14 protein-coding genes are annotated in these 14835 nt (G+C 70.3%); 6 read left to right on the top strand and 8 right to left on the bottom strand.

Going from position 1 to position 14835, the window contains the following annotated elements; all coding sequences use genetic code 11:
• Positions 1-201: 201 nt before the first annotated feature.
• On the top strand, positions 202-1536 hold the full coding sequence (locus FHW12_RS02960) for a delta-60 repeat domain-containing protein (protein ID WP_182529495.1): 1335 nt from the start codon (positions 202-204) through the stop codon (positions 1534-1536).
• 259 nt (positions 1537-1795) lie between these two features.
• Here FHW12_RS02960 and FHW12_RS02965 read toward each other — a convergent pair whose 3' ends face one another.
• The 7 genes from FHW12_RS02965 to FHW12_RS02995 all read right to left on the bottom strand — a co-directional run bounded on the left by FHW12_RS02965 (position 1796) and on the right by FHW12_RS02995 (position 8919).
• Entirely contained in the window at positions 1796-3952 is a 2157-nt protein-coding gene (locus FHW12_RS02965; protein ID WP_182529496.1) for a phosphocholine-specific phospholipase C, read from the bottom strand.
• Positions 3953-4163: 211 nt separating this feature from the next.
• On the bottom strand, positions 4164-4946 hold the full coding sequence (gene hutG, locus FHW12_RS02970) for an N-formylglutamate deformylase (RefSeq protein WP_182529497.1): 783 nt from the start codon (positions 4944-4946) through the stop codon (positions 4164-4166).
• A gap of 109 nt (positions 4947-5055) precedes the next feature.
• On the bottom strand, positions 5056-5367 hold the full coding sequence (locus FHW12_RS02975; RefSeq protein WP_182529498.1) for a hypothetical protein: 312 nt from the start codon (positions 5365-5367) through the stop codon (positions 5056-5058).
• A 126-nt stretch (positions 5368-5493) separates the two neighbouring features.
• Positions 5494-6006, bottom strand: coding sequence for a hypothetical protein (locus FHW12_RS02980; protein ID WP_182529499.1), 513 nt, complete (start codon positions 6004-6006; stop codon positions 5494-5496).
• Positions 6007-6464: 458 nt separating this feature from the next.
• Positions 6465-6767: a DUF6587 family protein gene (locus FHW12_RS02985; RefSeq protein WP_182529500.1), complete on the bottom strand. Its 303-nt coding sequence runs from the start codon at positions 6765-6767 to the stop codon at positions 6465-6467.
• Positions 6764-8677, bottom strand: coding sequence for a ferrous iron transporter B (feoB, locus tag FHW12_RS02990; protein WP_182529501.1), 1914 nt, complete (start codon positions 8675-8677; stop codon positions 6764-6766). The genes FHW12_RS02985 and feoB overlap by 4 nt, the downstream gene beginning before the upstream one ends.
• Positions 8674-8919, bottom strand: coding sequence for a FeoA family protein (locus tag FHW12_RS02995; RefSeq protein WP_182529502.1), 246 nt, complete (start codon positions 8917-8919; stop codon positions 8674-8676). Before FHW12_RS02995 ends, feoB begins: the two co-directional genes overlap by 4 nt.
• Positions 8920-9088: 169 nt before the next feature.
• Between FHW12_RS02995 and FHW12_RS03000 the strand changes: the two genes are divergently transcribed.
• Positions 9089-9877: an enoyl-CoA hydratase-related protein gene (locus FHW12_RS03000; protein ID WP_182529503.1), complete on the top strand. Its 789-nt coding sequence runs from the start codon at positions 9089-9091 to the stop codon at positions 9875-9877.
• A gap of 13 nt (positions 9878-9890) precedes the next feature.
• Entirely contained in the window at positions 9891-10439 is a 549-nt protein-coding gene (locus FHW12_RS03005) for a hypothetical protein (RefSeq protein WP_182529504.1), read from the top strand.
• A 67-nt stretch (positions 10440-10506) separates the two neighbouring features.
• Here FHW12_RS03005 and FHW12_RS03010 read toward each other — a convergent pair whose 3' ends face one another.
• A complete protein-coding gene (locus tag FHW12_RS03010; protein ID WP_182529505.1) occupies positions 10507-12033 on the bottom strand; it encodes a tetratricopeptide repeat-containing sulfotransferase family protein in 1527 nt (508 codons plus the stop codon).
• A 74-nt stretch (positions 12034-12107) separates the two neighbouring features.
• Between FHW12_RS03010 and FHW12_RS03015 the strand changes: the two genes are divergently transcribed.
• Genes FHW12_RS03015 through FHW12_RS03025 form a run of 3 tightly spaced genes read left to right on the top strand, consistent with a single transcriptional unit; the run spans position 12108 to position 14830 of the window.
• Positions 12108-12497: a VOC family protein gene (locus FHW12_RS03015; RefSeq protein WP_182529506.1), complete on the top strand. Its 390-nt coding sequence runs from the start codon at positions 12108-12110 to the stop codon at positions 12495-12497.
• Between the two features lie 8 nt (positions 12498-12505).
• Positions 12506-14521 carry an acetyl/propionyl/methylcrotonyl-CoA carboxylase subunit alpha gene (locus tag FHW12_RS03020; RefSeq protein WP_182529507.1) on the top strand — a complete coding sequence of 672 codons (2016 nt, stop codon included), beginning with the start codon at positions 12506-12508 and terminating at the stop codon, positions 14519-14521.
• A 6-nt stretch (positions 14522-14527) separates the two neighbouring features.
• The gene (locus tag FHW12_RS03025; protein ID WP_182529508.1) at positions 14528-14830 is read left to right on the top strand and encodes an antibiotic biosynthesis monooxygenase family protein; all 303 of its coding nucleotides are present in this window, start codon (positions 14528-14530) and stop codon (positions 14828-14830) included.
• Positions 14831-14835 lie beyond the last annotated feature (5 nt).

The raw sequence follows: 14835 nt of genomic DNA on the forward strand, positions 1-14835 counted from the left end.
AAAGCGCCTGCGGTAGGAGCGCACCCTGTGCGCGACCGCGGCATCGAGTCTCGCCGCGACACCGGTCGCCCACAGGGTGGGCTCCTACACCGAAGCGCGTGCGGTAGAGCGCCGTGCGAGAACGCAACCCGGCGCGATACTCTGCGGAACGTAACCGGCGGCACACGTGCGCGCCGCGCGCGCGCCTTGGGAGGAGTCGCGATGACACGCTGGGTTGCCGCATGCGTATTCGCCCTGTCGATCACCACGAACGCACGCGCGCTCGACGGCGACGCCGACCCGACCTTCGGCGACGGCGGCCAGGTCGCGATCACGCGTCCGCTGGTCGGCGGCGGCAACGGCACCAAGCCGACCGGTGACCTGCTGCAGCGCGAAGACGGGCGCTACCTGTGGGCGGCGCCGCTCGACGACGGCAGCGTCTGGGTCGGCCGCTCGCTGCGCAACGGTACGCCGGACGCGACGTTCGGCGGCCTCGGCGGTGGTCGCGTCACCCTGCCCGCGTGCGGCGCCTCGCGCAACGTGCGGCTCGCCGATGACGGCGCGGGCGGCGTGGTGGTGTGGGCCGGGTCGTGCCTCGTGCGGCTCGACGGCGACGGTTCCGTCGTCGTCGGGTTCGGTGGCGGCGCCGACCTTCCGCCCGCGGGGTTCGACGCGATGGGTTTCGCGCGCGACGCGCAAGGGCGTTACGTGCTCGCCGGTGAAGCCGGTCCGCTGGAATTGCGCGTGCACCGTTTCACTGCCGACGGCGTCGCCGACGAAGCGTTCGGTACGCACGGCGGCACCGTCGTCGTCGTGCCGACGACGAACGGGTTCGCCGATCTCTACGCGCTCGCCGTGCGCGCCGACGGCCGCATCCTCGTCGGTGGCGATCGCGGCAACACGCACGGGCCGAACCTCGTCGTCGTGCAGCTGAACGAGGACGGCACGCCGGACCCGTCGTGGGACGGCGACGGCGTCGTCGATCTCGAGCCACCGCAGGGCTACGATCGCCTCATCGCGACCGCGCTCGCGCTCGACGAGGACGGCAGCCTCGTCGTCTCGGGCATGAGCAGCGACGGTGGCGTGAGCTGCTGCCTCATGCTCGCGCGTTTCGACGCGAGCGGGCAGATCGTGCCGTCGTTCGGCCTGCGCATCTTCCGGCTCAGCACGCAGCCGTCGCTGTTCGGCTTCTTCGAACAGCGCGACGGCGTCGTGCTGCTGCCGAACCGGCGCATCGTGATGGGCACGATCTCGTTCCCGTTCGGCGCGCCGTTCACGCACCGCACGCAGTACACCCTCGTGCGCACGTTCGCCGACGGCAGCATCGACGCGAGCTTCGGCCACGACGGCTGGAACAGCTACACGATCGCCGATCCGACGAACACGGGCCAGACCGGCGACTACGTGCAGATGCACGCGATCGCCTACGACCGCATCGACGACAGCCTGCTCATGCTCGGGCGCACGTTCTTCGAGGACGACTCGACCGGCGACGACTACGTCACCTTCGTGCGCGCGCGTTTCGATCTCGTGTTCGCCGACGCGTTCGACCGGTAGGCAAGGCCTCGAAGCCATCCCTCAGCGTCCCGGTGTTTCCTTCTCTCGCTTGCGGGAGAAGGTGCCGGAGGCGGATGAGGGAAAGCGGGCGTCAACGAGCATCGTGGCGTCGACACGCCCTACCCCTCACCCGCGCCTGCGGCGCGACCTCTCCCGCGAGCGGGAGAGGTATGTGCGCGAGCTCGACGCGCGAGGCCGGAGCGGCGACGGGGGTGTGCACCGCTCCGGCCTGCGCCCCCTGATCGTCAGGCGGTTGCCGTCAGCGCATCGCGGGCTCGAAGCCGTCGGCGAAGATGCGCTGCTGCGGCTGCTCGCCGTACGCGGGATCGCTCGTGCTCGGTGCGCCGGTCTCGACGTGGCCGGCGAGGCGGCGTTCGAACCACTTGTCGTGGTCGGACGTGAGCACGAAGTCGTACCAGTGCGCGCTCGCGCCGAGCGGCCACGGCACGTCGATGGTCTGGCCGCCGTCGAGGGCGATCGCCTGCGGCGCACCGTCGGCGTAACGCAGCGCGCGCAGGGTGAGCACGCACGAACTCGCCCCGTGGTTGGTGATGTGCAGGACGAGGCCGTCGGACGGTGCGTCGTAGGACAGTGCGATCTCCGGGCTTGCCGGGCCGCTGGCCACGGCCGCGTCGAAGTCGCCCGCGAACGCACGCAGGAAACCGTTCGGGCCGTACACCGACAGCGAGTAGATGCCGTCGGTGACCGCGTCGACGCTCCAGTAGTCCGACAGCGTCGTGCCCGCGGCGAGCGTGTACGTCCACGGACCGTCGGAACGATTGCCCGAGTAGACGTGGAACGACGCACCCGCGGCGCCGGTGTTGGCGAAGTCGAGCCAGTAGCGGCCGTCGCCGCTGCCGACGCGGCCGGCGACGTCGAACGCGTACGGCAGCGGTCGCGCCGGACGCACGCCGGGCTCCTGCACGGGCATGCGTGGATGCGCGGGCGGCGTCGGCACGTAGTCGGGATGGCGGATGTTGTCGGGCGGCTCGTAGCCGTCGGTCGACGGCAGCGCGGGCACGCTGTCGTTCGGCGTGGCGAAATTGAACGCGGACGTGAGGTCGCCGCAGACCGCGCGGCGCCACGGCGTGATGTTCGACTCGACCAGCGCCGGATTGCCGCCGGCGAAACGCTGCTCGATGAAGCGGATCAGCGAGGTGTGGTCGAACACTTCCGAACAGACCCAGCCGCCGCGCGTCCACGGCGAGACGATGATCATCGGCACGCGATTGCCGAGCCCGTACGGGTTGGCCGTGTAGTTGCCGGCGCCGGCGAAGAACTCGTCGCGCGTGTCGACCGTCGACGCGCCGACGCTGCTCGACCACGGCGCGTACGGCGGCGGCACGTGGTCGAAGAAGCCGTCGTTCTCGTCGTAGGTGATGAACAACGCGGTCTTGCTCCAGAGCTCCGGGTTGGAGGTGAGGATGTCGAGCACCTGCGCGACGTACCAGGCGCCGAAGTTGGCGGGCCAGTTGGAATGTTCGGAGAACGCTTCCGGCGCGGCGATCCACGACACCTGCGGCAAGGTGCCGTTGGCGACGTCGGCGCGCAGCACGTCGAAGTAGTCGCCGCCGTTCTTCACGTCGGTGCCGGTGCGCGCCTTGTCGTACAGCGCGCTGCCGGGCGACGCGTTGCGGTACTGGTCGAAGTACAGCAGCGAGTTGTCGCCGTAGTTGCCGATGTACGGATCGCTGGTCCAGCCCCAGCTGCCGGCGGCGTCGAGGCCGTCGCCGACGTCCTGGTAGATCTTCCAGGAGATGCCCGCGCTTTCGAGCCGCTCCGGATACGTCGTCCAGCCGTAGCCGAGTTCGGAATTGTCGACCACCGGGCCGCCGCCGTTGCCGTCGTTGCCGACCCAGCCGGTCCACAGGTGGTAGCGGTTCGGATCGGTCGCGCCCATCAGCGAGCAGTGGTACGCGTCGCACACGGTGAAGGCGTCGGCGAGCGCGTAGTGGAACGGGATGTCCTCGCGCGTGAAGTACGCCATCGTCGTCGTGCCCTTGTTCGGCACCCACGCGTCGAAGCGGCCGCGGTTCCACGCGCCGTGCGCGTCGGGCCAGTTGTGCGGCGTGCCTTCCATGTACTGCAGGCCGAGGTCGCCCGCGTGCGGGCGGAACGGCATCACGTGGCCGGTGCCGTTCGGCTGCATCCACACCGGGTTGCCGCCCGGCAGGCTGATCGGGCGCGGATCGCCGAAGCCGCGTACGCCGCGCAAGGTGCCGAAGTAGTGGTCGAACGACCGGTTCTCCTGCATGAGGATCACGATGTGTTCGATGTCCTGGATCGTGCCGGTGCGGTTGTTCGCGGGCAGCGCGAGCGCCTTGCGGATCGCGGGCGGCAGCAGGCTCGCGGCAGCGGCCGCGCCGAGTGATCCGGCGGCGAAGCGCAGGAAATCGCGACGATGGTTCGACGTCATGGTGCAGGGGTCCGTGTCGAGTCCCCGCAGCAGCACGCCACGGCGCGCGGGACGCGCGCCGGTCGGCGTACGAGCATGAAGGCTGCGCGCTGCGGGCCGCTGCGAGCCGCGCGCAGTGTCGCGAGGTTCGATGACGTCGCGATGGAGTGCGCGTTACGTTCCGCGCACCATCGCGTGACAGCGTGACGTGGCGCACGTCACGCGATGCGCGTCACGCCTCGTCGAGGCACGCCTGCAGCAACGCGCGGATCAGCGCCTGCGTCGGCGCCGCGCGTTCGGGCGCATAGTCGAACGTGTCTTCGTCCATGTAGTTGAGCTGGGCGAGTTCGAGCTGGATCGCCTCGACGCCCTCTTCCGGCCGCCCGTAGTGGCGCGTGATGTAGCCGCCCTTGAAACGGCCGTTGACGACGTGCGAGTAGCGCGACTGCGCGCCGAGGATCGTCGCCAGGCGCGCCTGCAGCGCCGGCGTGCAACTCGCGCCGGCCGAGGTGCCGAGGTTGAAATCCGGCAGGCGACCGTCGAACAGGAACGGCACGACGCTGCGGATCGAATGGCCTTCCCACAGCACGACGCGCCCGTGCGCATCGCGCACGCGCGCGATCTCCGCGGCGAGCGCGTCGTGGTACGGCTGCCAGTACGTCTCGACGCGGCGCGCGATCTCGCTGCGATGCGGCTCCTCGCCGGCCTGGTACACGGGCTCGCCGCTGAACTGCACGATCGGGCACAGGCCCGTGGTGTTCTGCCCCGGATAGAGCGAAGCATCGTCGGACGGGCGGTTGAGGTCGACGACGTAGCGCGAGTGGTTCGGCACGATCATCGACGCGCCCATCTCGAGCGCGAACGCGTACAGGCGCGAGACGTGCCAGTCGGTATCGGGCACGCGTCGCGCCGAAGGCATGAAGCGCTGCGCGAGGTCGGCCGGAACGAAGCTGCCGTCGTGCGGCAGGCTCACGATCAGCGGCGTGGTGCCGCGATGCAGGCTGTAGATGTCCATCCGCGCATTGTAGGCCAGCCAACCGCCGCCGCGACCACGCGACGGAAACGGGCCGCGGCGCGCGATCGTCGCCGTTCAGCGACGACCGCGCGCTTGCGCAAGGCGCGCTTCAGCGCTGCGGATTCGCGCTCACGCCCGACGACGACGCGCTGTCCTTGCGCATCTGCCACGCCTGGTCGCGCTTGGCCTCGTCCTCGTGCCACTTCTTCGTCTTCTCGCCCTGCTCGTGCTGGTGTTCGGCGAGCTGCTGGCTCATGCAATCGGAGAAACCCGCCGAACCGTCGGCATGCCCGAGGCGCCGGCACAGCGACTCGTCCTGCGCTTGCTGGTCGGCCTTCGCCGCGTCCCTCTTCTGCTCCATCGTGCTGCAACCGGCGAGCAGGCTGGCGATGACGACACCGGTGAACAGGATCCGCTTCATGGAACTCTCCCTGTGTGCATGGGGGCGTGGCGGGCGCGTGCTCGAATGCGCCGCGCCTAGGCCACGGCCCCATTCTGCACAGGGCACCTGTTGCAACGGTTGCTCATTGACGAAGACGTTCGTAGATCAGAAGCGGAAGCGCGCGAACAGCGAAGGGCCGTCCAGATCGACGTCGAGGGCGGCGTCGTAGGACGAGCCGTCGCGCTTGACGTGGATGCGCGACACGCCGTACTCGGCACCGATGCCGACCGCGTGCCAGGGGAACCACTCGAGGCCGACGCGCGCGTCGTAGATGTGCCCCGACAGCGTGCCGCCGTTCTTGCGTACGCCGGAGGCGTCGAGGTAGACGCGCAGGTTCTGCGAGAACGCGTGCTTGTAGCCGAGCGTGACGAGCGGCGCGACCGTATCCTCGTCCCAGCGCTGGGTGGCCTGCACCGTGACGTCGTCGACCGTGGCCGAACCGCTCACGCGCAGCTTCGCCTGATAGTAGGCCGCGCCGAGGCCGAGACCGAACACGTCGTCCTCGCCGCCGAACCACCAGCGCCACGCCGCGCTGCCGGCGGAGAGGTCGAATTTGCCGGTCAGCGTGGAATGCAGGTCGTACGCCGTGCCCTCGTACGAGAACGGCTGGTCGAGCACGTGGCTGCTCGAGCGGCCGAACGCGTAGTAGTCGAACGTGAGCCCTGCGATTCCCAGAACACGAGATCCAGGCGCGCGCGGCCGAGCGTCTCGTGGCCCGATGCGAGATCGACGCGTCCGGTATCGATGTTGCCGGCGTCCGCACTCGCGCGCAGCGTGAAGTCGGCGTTGGTGAAATATCCGCCGAGCCAGAGACTCGCGGGGTCGAGTGCGCGCGACTCGGCATGCGCAACGCAAGCCGCACAGGCTGCGAACGTCGCGGCGAACAGACGGGAGACAGGCGTATTCATCATCGTCCTCCAGGGTGCGGCGCCGTCGAACGCGTCGCGGACGACGGCGGCGTGGCATCGGGCACAGCGCAGGGTACGGACACGTGCGACTGCTGCGTGTCGGTGCGCGATTCTGCCGCAACGAACGACCGCGATGGCGTCCCGAGCGCCCGGTCGTTCGGGTGCGATTCAGTGCGTCTTGCGCGGTCGGAACGCGAGCGGCAGCGGCGCGTCGACCGGTCGCGCCTGCGCGGCGGAGCAGCCGCCGCAGCTCGAACAGCCGTCGCCGCAGCTCGCGCCGGTGGTCGCCTTCGGCTGCAGGCGCGCACCGAGCGTGCGCAGCCACGCCGGCATGCCGGCGCGATCGAGCGGTGCGAGCAGGCGCGCCTGCAGGCGCCGCGTCGTCACCGGCAACAGTCGATGCAGCGCGAACCACGCGCTCCACGCGACGATCGCCGCGATCACGACCGCCTGCAGCAGCGACGCGCTCATGCGAACGCCCTCCCGACCTGGTAGGTGACGAACGACGCGAGGTACGCGAGGCCGAACAGGTAGCCCGCGGCGATCCACACGTTGCGCCACGAATTCGTCTCGCGGCGGATCACCGCGAGCGTCGACATGCACTGCGGCGCGAACACGTACCAGGCGAGCAGCGACAACGCGGTCGCGAGCGACCATTGCGCGGCGATCGCCGTGCCGAGCGCGGCGTCCGCGCCGTCGGCGGCCGACAGCGCGTACACGGTCGCGAGCGAGGACACCGCGACCTCGCGCGCGGCGAGGCCCGGGATCAGCGCGACGCAGATCTGCCAGTTGAAGCCGATCGGCGCGAACACGACCGCCATCCACTTGCCGATGTGGCCGGCGAAGCTGTAGTCGATCGGCGGCTGCGTCGCACCGTCCGGCGGCGCCGGGAAGCTCGACAGGAACCACAGCAGCACGGTCAGCGCGAGCAGGATGCCGCCGACGCGGCGCAGGAAGATCTTCGCGCGCTCCCACAGCCCCCATAGCACGTCGCGCGGATTGGGCATGCGGTACGACGGCAGTTCCATGATCAGCGCATGGTCGCTCTTGTCGCTGCGCAGGCGCTTGATCACCCACGCCACCGCGAGCGCGCTCGCGATGCCGGCGAAGTACAGCGTGAACAGCACGACGCCCTGCAGGTTGAACACGCCGAGCACGTCGTGGCGCGGGATGAACGCGGCGATCAGCAGCGTGTACACCGGCAGGCGCGCCGAACACGTCATCAACGGCGCAACCAGGATCGTGGTGAGGCGGTCGCGCGGATCGGCGATGCTGCGCGTCGCCATGATGCCGGGAATCGCGCAGGCGAAGCTCGACAGCAGCGGGATGAACGAGCGGCCGGTAAGGCCCGCCTTGAACATGAGCTTGTCGAGCAGGAACGCCGCGCGCGGCAGGTAGCCCGACTCCTCGAGCACGAGGATGAACAGGAACAGCACGAGGATCTGCGGCAGGAATTCGAGCACGGTGCCCAGTCCCGCGAAGATGCCGTCGGTGACGAGGCTCTGCAGCAGCGGCATCGAGGCGAGCAGGCCACCGACCCACGCGCCGCTCGCGGCGACCGCGGCCGACACCGCGTCCTGCAGCGGCGCCGCCCAGGAGAACACGGCCTGGAAGATCAGGAACATCACCGTCGCGAGGATCGCGAGCCCGGCGACCGGGTGCAGCACGACCGCGTCGATCGCGTCGTCGGTCGCGGAGGTCGCGCGCGGCATCGTCACGGTCGCGGCGAGCAGCGCGCGTACCTGCGCGTGCAGGTCGTTTTCCCCGGCTTCTGTGGGAGCGCCGGGAGGCGCGATGCCCTTTGCTTCCGGCGGGAAAAGCATCGCGCCTCCCGGCGCTCCCACAGGGGCAGTCGACGCCGCGGGCATCGCGTCGAGTCGCGCGACGAGCGCGGCTGCCCCGCCCTGCTTCACCGCGATCGTCTCGACCACGGGCATGCCGAGTGCGGATTCGAGCGCAGCCGTGTCGATGCGGATGCCGCGCTTGTCGGCGGCGTCGATCATGTTGAGCGCGAGCACCATCGGCCGGCCGAGGCGCTTGAGTTCGAGCACGAAACGCAGGTGCAGGCGCAGGTTGGTCGCGTCGGCGACGCAGACGATGAGATCCGGCGCGGGTTCGCCGGGATGGCGGCCTTCGCAGATGTCGCGCGTGATCGCCTCGTCGGGGCTTGCCGCGTCGAGGCTGTACGCGCCGGGGAGGTCGAGCAGCTGCAGCACGCGCCCGGACGGCGCGACGAAGCGGCCTTCCTTGCGCTCCACCGTGACGCCCGCGTAGTTCGCGACCTTCTGGTGCGCACCGGTGAGGCGATTGAACAACGCCGTCTTGCCGCAGTTCGGATTGCCGACCAGGGCGATGCGCAACGAGGACGCGACGGCGTTCACGCGGCCGCCTCCACCGCGACGCTCACGCGCGCGGCCTCCGCCTTGCGCAACGCGAAGCGCGTGTAGCCGATCTGCACCAGCAACGGATCGCCGCCGAGCGGGCCGCGTGCGACCACGCGCACGGGTTCACCCTGTACGAAACCGAGCTCACGCAGGCGCCGCGCGATCGGGTCGGCCGAGTAGGTGTCCTCGACCGCGGTGACGACACCGGTAGCACCCTTCTTCATGTCCGATAGCCGCACGCCAGTACTGCACGCAAATAAGAATGGTTCGCATTATACTCGGCAATGGGCCGCAAGCGATAGCCATGCCGCGCCAAGCACTGCTTGGCGTGCCGGCCGACGCCGGCAGCGCTGCGTGGGCGTCCCGCGGGCAGCTCGCTATGATCGCGCTCCCCGGATGGAGTCCCCCATGAGCGAAGCCGTGCTCGTCACCGTCGTCGGCCACGTCGCGACGATCTCGCTGAACCGCGCCCAGGTGCACAACGCGTTCGACGACGCGCTCATCGCCGACCTCACGGCCGCCCTGCTCGGCGTCGAGCACAACCCGGCCGTGCGCGTGGTCGTGCTGACCGGCATCGGTGCATCGTTCTCGGCCGGCGCCGACCTCAACTGGATGCGCGGCATGGCGCAGGCGAGCGAAGCGGACAACCGCACCGATTCGCTGCGCCTGGCGACGCTCATGCGCACGCTGAACTTCCTCTCCAAGCCGACCATCGCGCGCGTGAACGGCTCGGCCTACGGCGGCGGCGTCGGCCTCGTCGCCTGCTGCGACGTCGCGATCGGCGTCGACGGCGCGAAGTTCTCGCTGAGCGAAGTGAAGCTCGGCCTCGTGCCCGCGGTGATCTCGCCCTACGTGATCGCCGCGATCGGCGTGCGCCAGGCGCGTCGCCTGTTCGTCAGCGGCGAGGTGTTCGACGCCGCGATCGCGGCGCGCATCGGCCTGCTGCACGAGACGGTCGCCGCCGACCAGCTCGACGAAGCGGTCGACCGCTGCGTGCACTTCCTCGGCAAGGGCGGCCCGCTCGCGCAGGACGAGGCGAAGCGCCTCGCGCTGCGCATCGGCGGCATGACGCGCGAATCAGCCGAGCGCATCGACGAGGAGAACGCGGCGCTGATCGCGCGCCTGCGCGTGTCGGCCGAAGGACAGCACGGATTGGGCGCGTTCCTCGACAAGCGCGCGCCGGATTGGGTGCGCTGAACGGAGCAACGCCGTGCTCGCCGATCTCATCGTCCGCGTTTCGATCGATCGCGCATCCGACGAAGCGGTCAAGCTGTGGGCGCTCGCGAGCGCGCAATATCCCGCCGACCACGGCCTCGTGCAGGATGCGGCGACGACGACGATCATCGAGGTCGCCAGCGCGTTCGCGCTGAACGCGCGGCGTGCCCTCGAAATCCTCCCGCCCGACCTGCGCTTCAAGCTGCGCCAGTCGCGCTGGGACGGCGACGCCGATGCCGTCGGCGAACGCGTGGCCGACTTCCGCGACGCGCTCAATCGCATCATCCACGCGCAGACGCTGCGCGTCGTGTTCTCCGCGGCCACGCCCGGACACTCGTCGCTGCGCGACGGTGCCCTCGTCGTACCGTGGATCCTCGCCGCGACCGATCGCCGCGAACTCGCCTCGATCGACCCGTTCGCGCTCGCGCACGCATTCCTGTACGAGGTGTTTCCGGTGTTGCTGAAAGGCTTGCGGCAGCGCGCGACCGCGCGCTCGACATCGGCGGCGAAAGCGAAGCGAAAACCCGCGTCACCCTCTTCCTAGGAGCCTGTGGGCCGGCGACGCGGCACGGTTCGATGCCGCGGTCGCGCACAGGGTGCGCGCGCGTCGATTAGTCGTCGGCGAAGCCGAGCAACTCGGGCAAGTAGTCCGCGTACGTGCGCCAGCGTCCGATCGAACGAGCATGCACGGGTTGGCGCGCCTGCCAGGCGCTCGCGGTACTGATCACGCGCTCCGCCGCCGACGTTCGCGAGAAATCGTGCGGGGGCAAGCCGATCCACGTCGCCAGCGCGTTCGTCGCCGCGAGCGGATCAGCGACGAAGTCCTCGTAGCTCACTTCGCGCACGCGCGCGCCGTGTCGTTGCAATGCGGCCGTGCGCAAGCGCTGCTCGCCTTGCGCGACCGCGGCGATGCGCTCGAAGTCGTAGGCGAACGCGTATTCGGGTCCCGCGAAGTGCTGCATCCAGATCGACAGCGCCGTGTCGCGCACGTGCCGCCGGCAATACACGATGCGCGCATGCGGTAACGCCGCGAGGATGAAATCGACGTGCAGGAAGTTCAGCGGCTGCTTGTCGATGAACCAGCGTGCCTGCGTGTCGTCTTCGCGCACCTGGATCCGATACATGCGCGCCGCGGCCTCGCGCGCGACGGCGGGGTTCGCCGCGCGCGCGACGTCGGCGGCGAGCCGCGCGACGAGCGGGAGCTCGCCGCGGTTGCAGACGGCCGGATGGCGCGCGAGCCAGTCGGCGACGAGCGTCGTGCCCGAGCGCGGCAGGCCGAGCACGAACACCGGCGCGAAGTCGTCGTCGCTGCCGACGCTCGTTGAGGAAGCGATGGCTTTCGCATCCAGTCGCGCGGCGACGAGGCGGCGCCAGTCCTTCGCCGACCACGGCAGCTGCGCCGCGACGAGGCGATTCGCTTCGCGCAGGTTCTCGGCCGCGAGCGCCGGTCGTCCCACGTCGTCGTGCATCTTGCCGAGGCCGAACAGCACCGATGCGCGCGCGGCATCGGCGAGTTGCGGACGCGCAACGAAATCCTGCATGAGCGCGAAATCGGCATCGTCGCCGTCGGCGTAGCGCTTCGACACGGCGTAGCCGTAGGCGGACTGCCATTCGAGCGCGCGCGGATCGTTTCGCAGCGCGAACGCGTAGCGCTCGCGCGCGAGCTCGAACTCGCCGAGCTGCATCGCGAGCATGCCCGCGTATGCGTGCAGGCGCGCATCGTCCGCATGCACGCCGATCGCCGCCTCGGCGAGATCGAGCGCGGCACGCTTGCGGCCGCAGTCGTCGAGCAGTTCGATCGCCTGGATGCGCTCGCCGACGCGCGCCGCGCGCCAGTCGACCGCGCGCAGCGTGCGCTCGACCGCGCCCATGCGCGCCTGCTCGCGTTGCAGGCGCGCGAGCAGGAACGCGGCGGCGAGTTGGCCCTGTTCGCGTTCGAGCAGGCCCTGCAGGCGCGCCTCGGCGTCGCTCGTGCGACCACGCTGCCATTCGAGGCCGGCGAGCGCGACGACGAGGTCGGCCGAGCCCGGATGCTCGGCGAGCGCGGCCGCGAACGTCGCCATCGCGCCGTCGACGTCGCCGCGCAGCACCTGCGCGCGACCGCGTTCGAGCCATGCGCCCGCGCCCTGTTGCATCATCGTCCTCGCATCCGTCGCGACCATCGATCGAGCGCGCATGCTACCGTAACCGTCCCGCGCAACAGGAGGATGCGATGATCGACCACCTGGGATTCTCGGTCAGCGATTTCGCGCGCAGCCGCGCGTTCTACGTGCAGGCGCTCGCGCCGCTCGGCTACGCGCCGGTCATGGACGTGACGAAGGAACAGAGCGGCGGCTACGAAGGCACCGGCTTCGGTCCGCCGGGGCGGCCGCACTTCTGGATCGGCACCGGCGAGGCACGCAGCGGCTCGACCCACGTCGCGTTCGCCGCGGGTTCGCGCGCCGCCGTCGATGCGTTCCATCGCGCCGCGCTCGCCGCGGGCGGGCGCGACAACGGCGCGCCGGGCCTGCGCCCGCATTATCATGAGCACTATTACGGCGCCTTCGTGCTCGACCCCGACGGGCACAACATCGAAGCCGTCTGCCACGCCCCGCAAGCCTGAAGCCACCCATGTTCAAGCGCATCCTGATCGCCAACCGCGGCGAAATCGCCTGCCGCGTGATCCGCACCTGCCGCCGCCTCGGCATCGAGACCGTCGCGGTGTTCTCCGAAGCCGACGCGACCGCGCAGCACGCGCGCCTCGCCGACGTCGCCTATCCCATCGGCGGACCGCGCCCCGCGGATTCGTACCTGCGCGGCGACGCGATCATCGAGGTCGCGCGCAGCAGCGGCGCGCAGGCGATCCATCCGGGCTACGGCTTCCTGTCGGAGAACGCGGACTTCGCCGAGGCGGTCGAGCGCGCGGGCATCGCCTTCATCGGCCCCGCCGCCGATTCGATGCGGCGCATGGGCTCGAAGGCCGGGGCGAAGGAACTCATGTCCGCGCGCGGCGTTCCGGTCGTGCCCGGCTATACCGGCGAGGTCCAGGACCCCGCGCTGCTCGCGCGCGAAGCGACGCGCATCGGCTTCCCGCTCATGATCAAGGCCGCCCACGGCGGCGGCGGCAAGGGCATGCGCATCGTGCGCTCGGCCGAGGAATTCGCACCGAACCTCGAGAGCTGCCAGCGCGAGGCGAAGAATGCGTTCGGCCGCGAGCGCGTGCTGCTCGAGCGCTACATCGAGCAGCCGCGCCACATCGAGTTCCAGGTGTTCGGCGACCGCCACGGCAACATAGTCCACCTCAACGAGCGCGAGTGCTCGGCGCAGCGCCGCTACCAGAAGGTGCTCGAGGAAACACCCTCGCCGTTCGTGACGCCGGAGCTGCGCGCGAAAATGGGCGAGGCCGCGGTCGCCGCCGCGCGCGCGCTCGACTACGTCAACGCGGGCACGGTCGAGTTCATCGTCGGCCCGGCAGGCGATTTCTACTTCATGGAGATCAACACGCGCCTGCAGGTCGAGCATCCGGTCACCGAGATGGTGCTCGGCCTCGATCTGGTCGAACTGCAGCTGCGCGTCGCCGCCGGCGAGGAACTGCCGGGCTCGCTCATCCGCAACAAGTCGGTGCCGGCGAACGGCCACGCGATCGAGCTGCGCCTGTACGCGGAGGACCCCGACCAGGGCTTCCTGCCCGGCTCGGGCAAACTCGAAAAGCTGCACTTGCCCGCGCCATCGGCGCACGTGCGCGTCGATTCCGGCGTCGTCGAAGGCGACACCGTGACGATCTTCTACGACCCGATGATCGCCAAGCTCATCGTCTGGGACGCGACGCGCGAGTCCGCGCTCGTGCGCATGCGCGAAGCGCTCGCCGCGTGCGCGGTGGTCGGGCCGAAATCGAACGTCGAATTCCTCGAGCGACTCGTGCGCCATCCGGCGGTGGTCGAAGGGCGCATCGACACGGGTTACCTCGACCGTCACCTCGAGGAGTTCCTCGCGCCGCGTGCCGACACGGACGCGGGTTCGCTCGAGCTGTTCGCCGCCACGGTCGCCTGGCTGCTGCACGAGGAAGCGGCCGCGCCGCGCCTCGCGCGCGCATCCGGCGACCCGTATTCGCCGTGGGCGCACGCGGACGGCTGGCGCCTCGGCCATCCGGGCAAGCGCATCGTCGCCCTGCTCGACCGCGGCACGCGCGTCGAAGTCGGCGCACACGGTGCGCACGGGCGCTATCGCCTCGATGCCGGCGGCGCGCATTGCGAGGTCGAACGCGCGTCGTTGCACGGCGGCATGCTGTCGGCGTCGTTCGACGGCGTCACGCGCCGCTGGCATACCGTGCTCGACGACGGGCGCGTGACCGTGCACGACGGCGAACGCCGCCGCAGCTGGACGCATGCGCCCGCGTTCGCGTACGCGGCCGCGGCGGCCGCGAGCGGCGATCGCGTCGTCGCGCCGATGCCCGGTCGCGTCGTCGTGGTCAAGGCCAAGCCCGGCGACGAGGTCGCCGAAGGCCAGGAACTGCTCGTGATGGAAGCGATGAAGATGGAGCTGAGCCTGAAGGCGCCGCGTGCGGGTCGCGTCGAAGGCGTGCAGGCGGCGGCCGGCGATTTCGTCGAGGCCGACGCGGTGCTCGTGCGCCTCGCCAAGGCCGGATGAGCGGCGATGATCGCGGCGATCTGGCGCTTCCGCGTGCAACCGGAGATGGCCGACGCGTTCGTGCGCGCGTACGGCCCGCGTGGCGACTGGGCGCACCTGTTCGAGCGCGCGCAAGGCTACGCCGGCACCGAGCTGCTCAAGCTGCACGGCGAGCCGGCGACGTGGCTCACGATCGACCGTTGGCGCGACGAAGCCGACTACGCGCGCGCGAAGGCGTCGCTCGCCGACGACTACGCCGAGCTTGATCGCCGTTGCGAAACCTATACCTACGACGAAACCTGGCTCGGCTTGCACACCGTCGTCGACTGAGCCCA

It is taken from the genome of Dokdonella fugitiva (assembly GCF_014138265.1).
GTDB lineage: Bacteria > Pseudomonadota > Gammaproteobacteria > Xanthomonadales > Rhodanobacteraceae > Dokdonella_A > Dokdonella_A fugitiva_A.

What these genes read in the sequence shown, in the direction of transcription:
- FHW12_RS02960 (WP_182529495.1), top strand. Translation starts at nt 202, where the DNA reads ATGACACGCTGGGTTGCCGCATGCGTATTCGCCCTGTCGATCACCACG.
- FHW12_RS02965 (WP_182529496.1), bottom strand. Translation starts at nt 3,952, where the DNA reads ATGACGTCGAACCATCGTCGCGATTTCCTGCGCTTCGCCGCCGGATCA.
- hutG (WP_182529497.1), bottom strand. Translation starts at nt 4,946, where the DNA reads ATGGACATCTACAGCCTGCATCGCGGCACCACGCCGCTGATCGTGAGC.
- FHW12_RS02975 (WP_182529498.1), bottom strand. Translation starts at nt 5,367, where the DNA reads ATGAAGCGGATCCTGTTCACCGGTGTCGTCATCGCCAGCCTGCTCGCC.
- FHW12_RS02985 (WP_182529500.1), bottom strand. Translation starts at nt 6,767, where the DNA reads ATGAGCGCGTCGCTGCTGCAGGCGGTCGTGATCGCGGCGATCGTCGCG.
- FHW12_RS03000 (WP_182529503.1), top strand. Translation starts at nt 9,089, where the DNA reads ATGAGCGAAGCCGTGCTCGTCACCGTCGTCGGCCACGTCGCGACGATC.
- FHW12_RS03010 (WP_182529505.1), bottom strand. Translation starts at nt 12,033, where the DNA reads ATGATGCAACAGGGCGCGGGCGCATGGCTCGAACGCGGTCGCGCGCAG.
- FHW12_RS03015 (WP_182529506.1), top strand. Translation starts at nt 12,108, where the DNA reads ATGATCGACCACCTGGGATTCTCGGTCAGCGATTTCGCGCGCAGCCGC.
- FHW12_RS03020 (WP_182529507.1), top strand. Translation starts at nt 12,506, where the DNA reads ATGTTCAAGCGCATCCTGATCGCCAACCGCGGCGAAATCGCCTGCCGC.
- FHW12_RS03025 (WP_182529508.1), top strand. Translation starts at nt 14,528, where the DNA reads ATGATCGCGGCGATCTGGCGCTTCCGCGTGCAACCGGAGATGGCCGAC.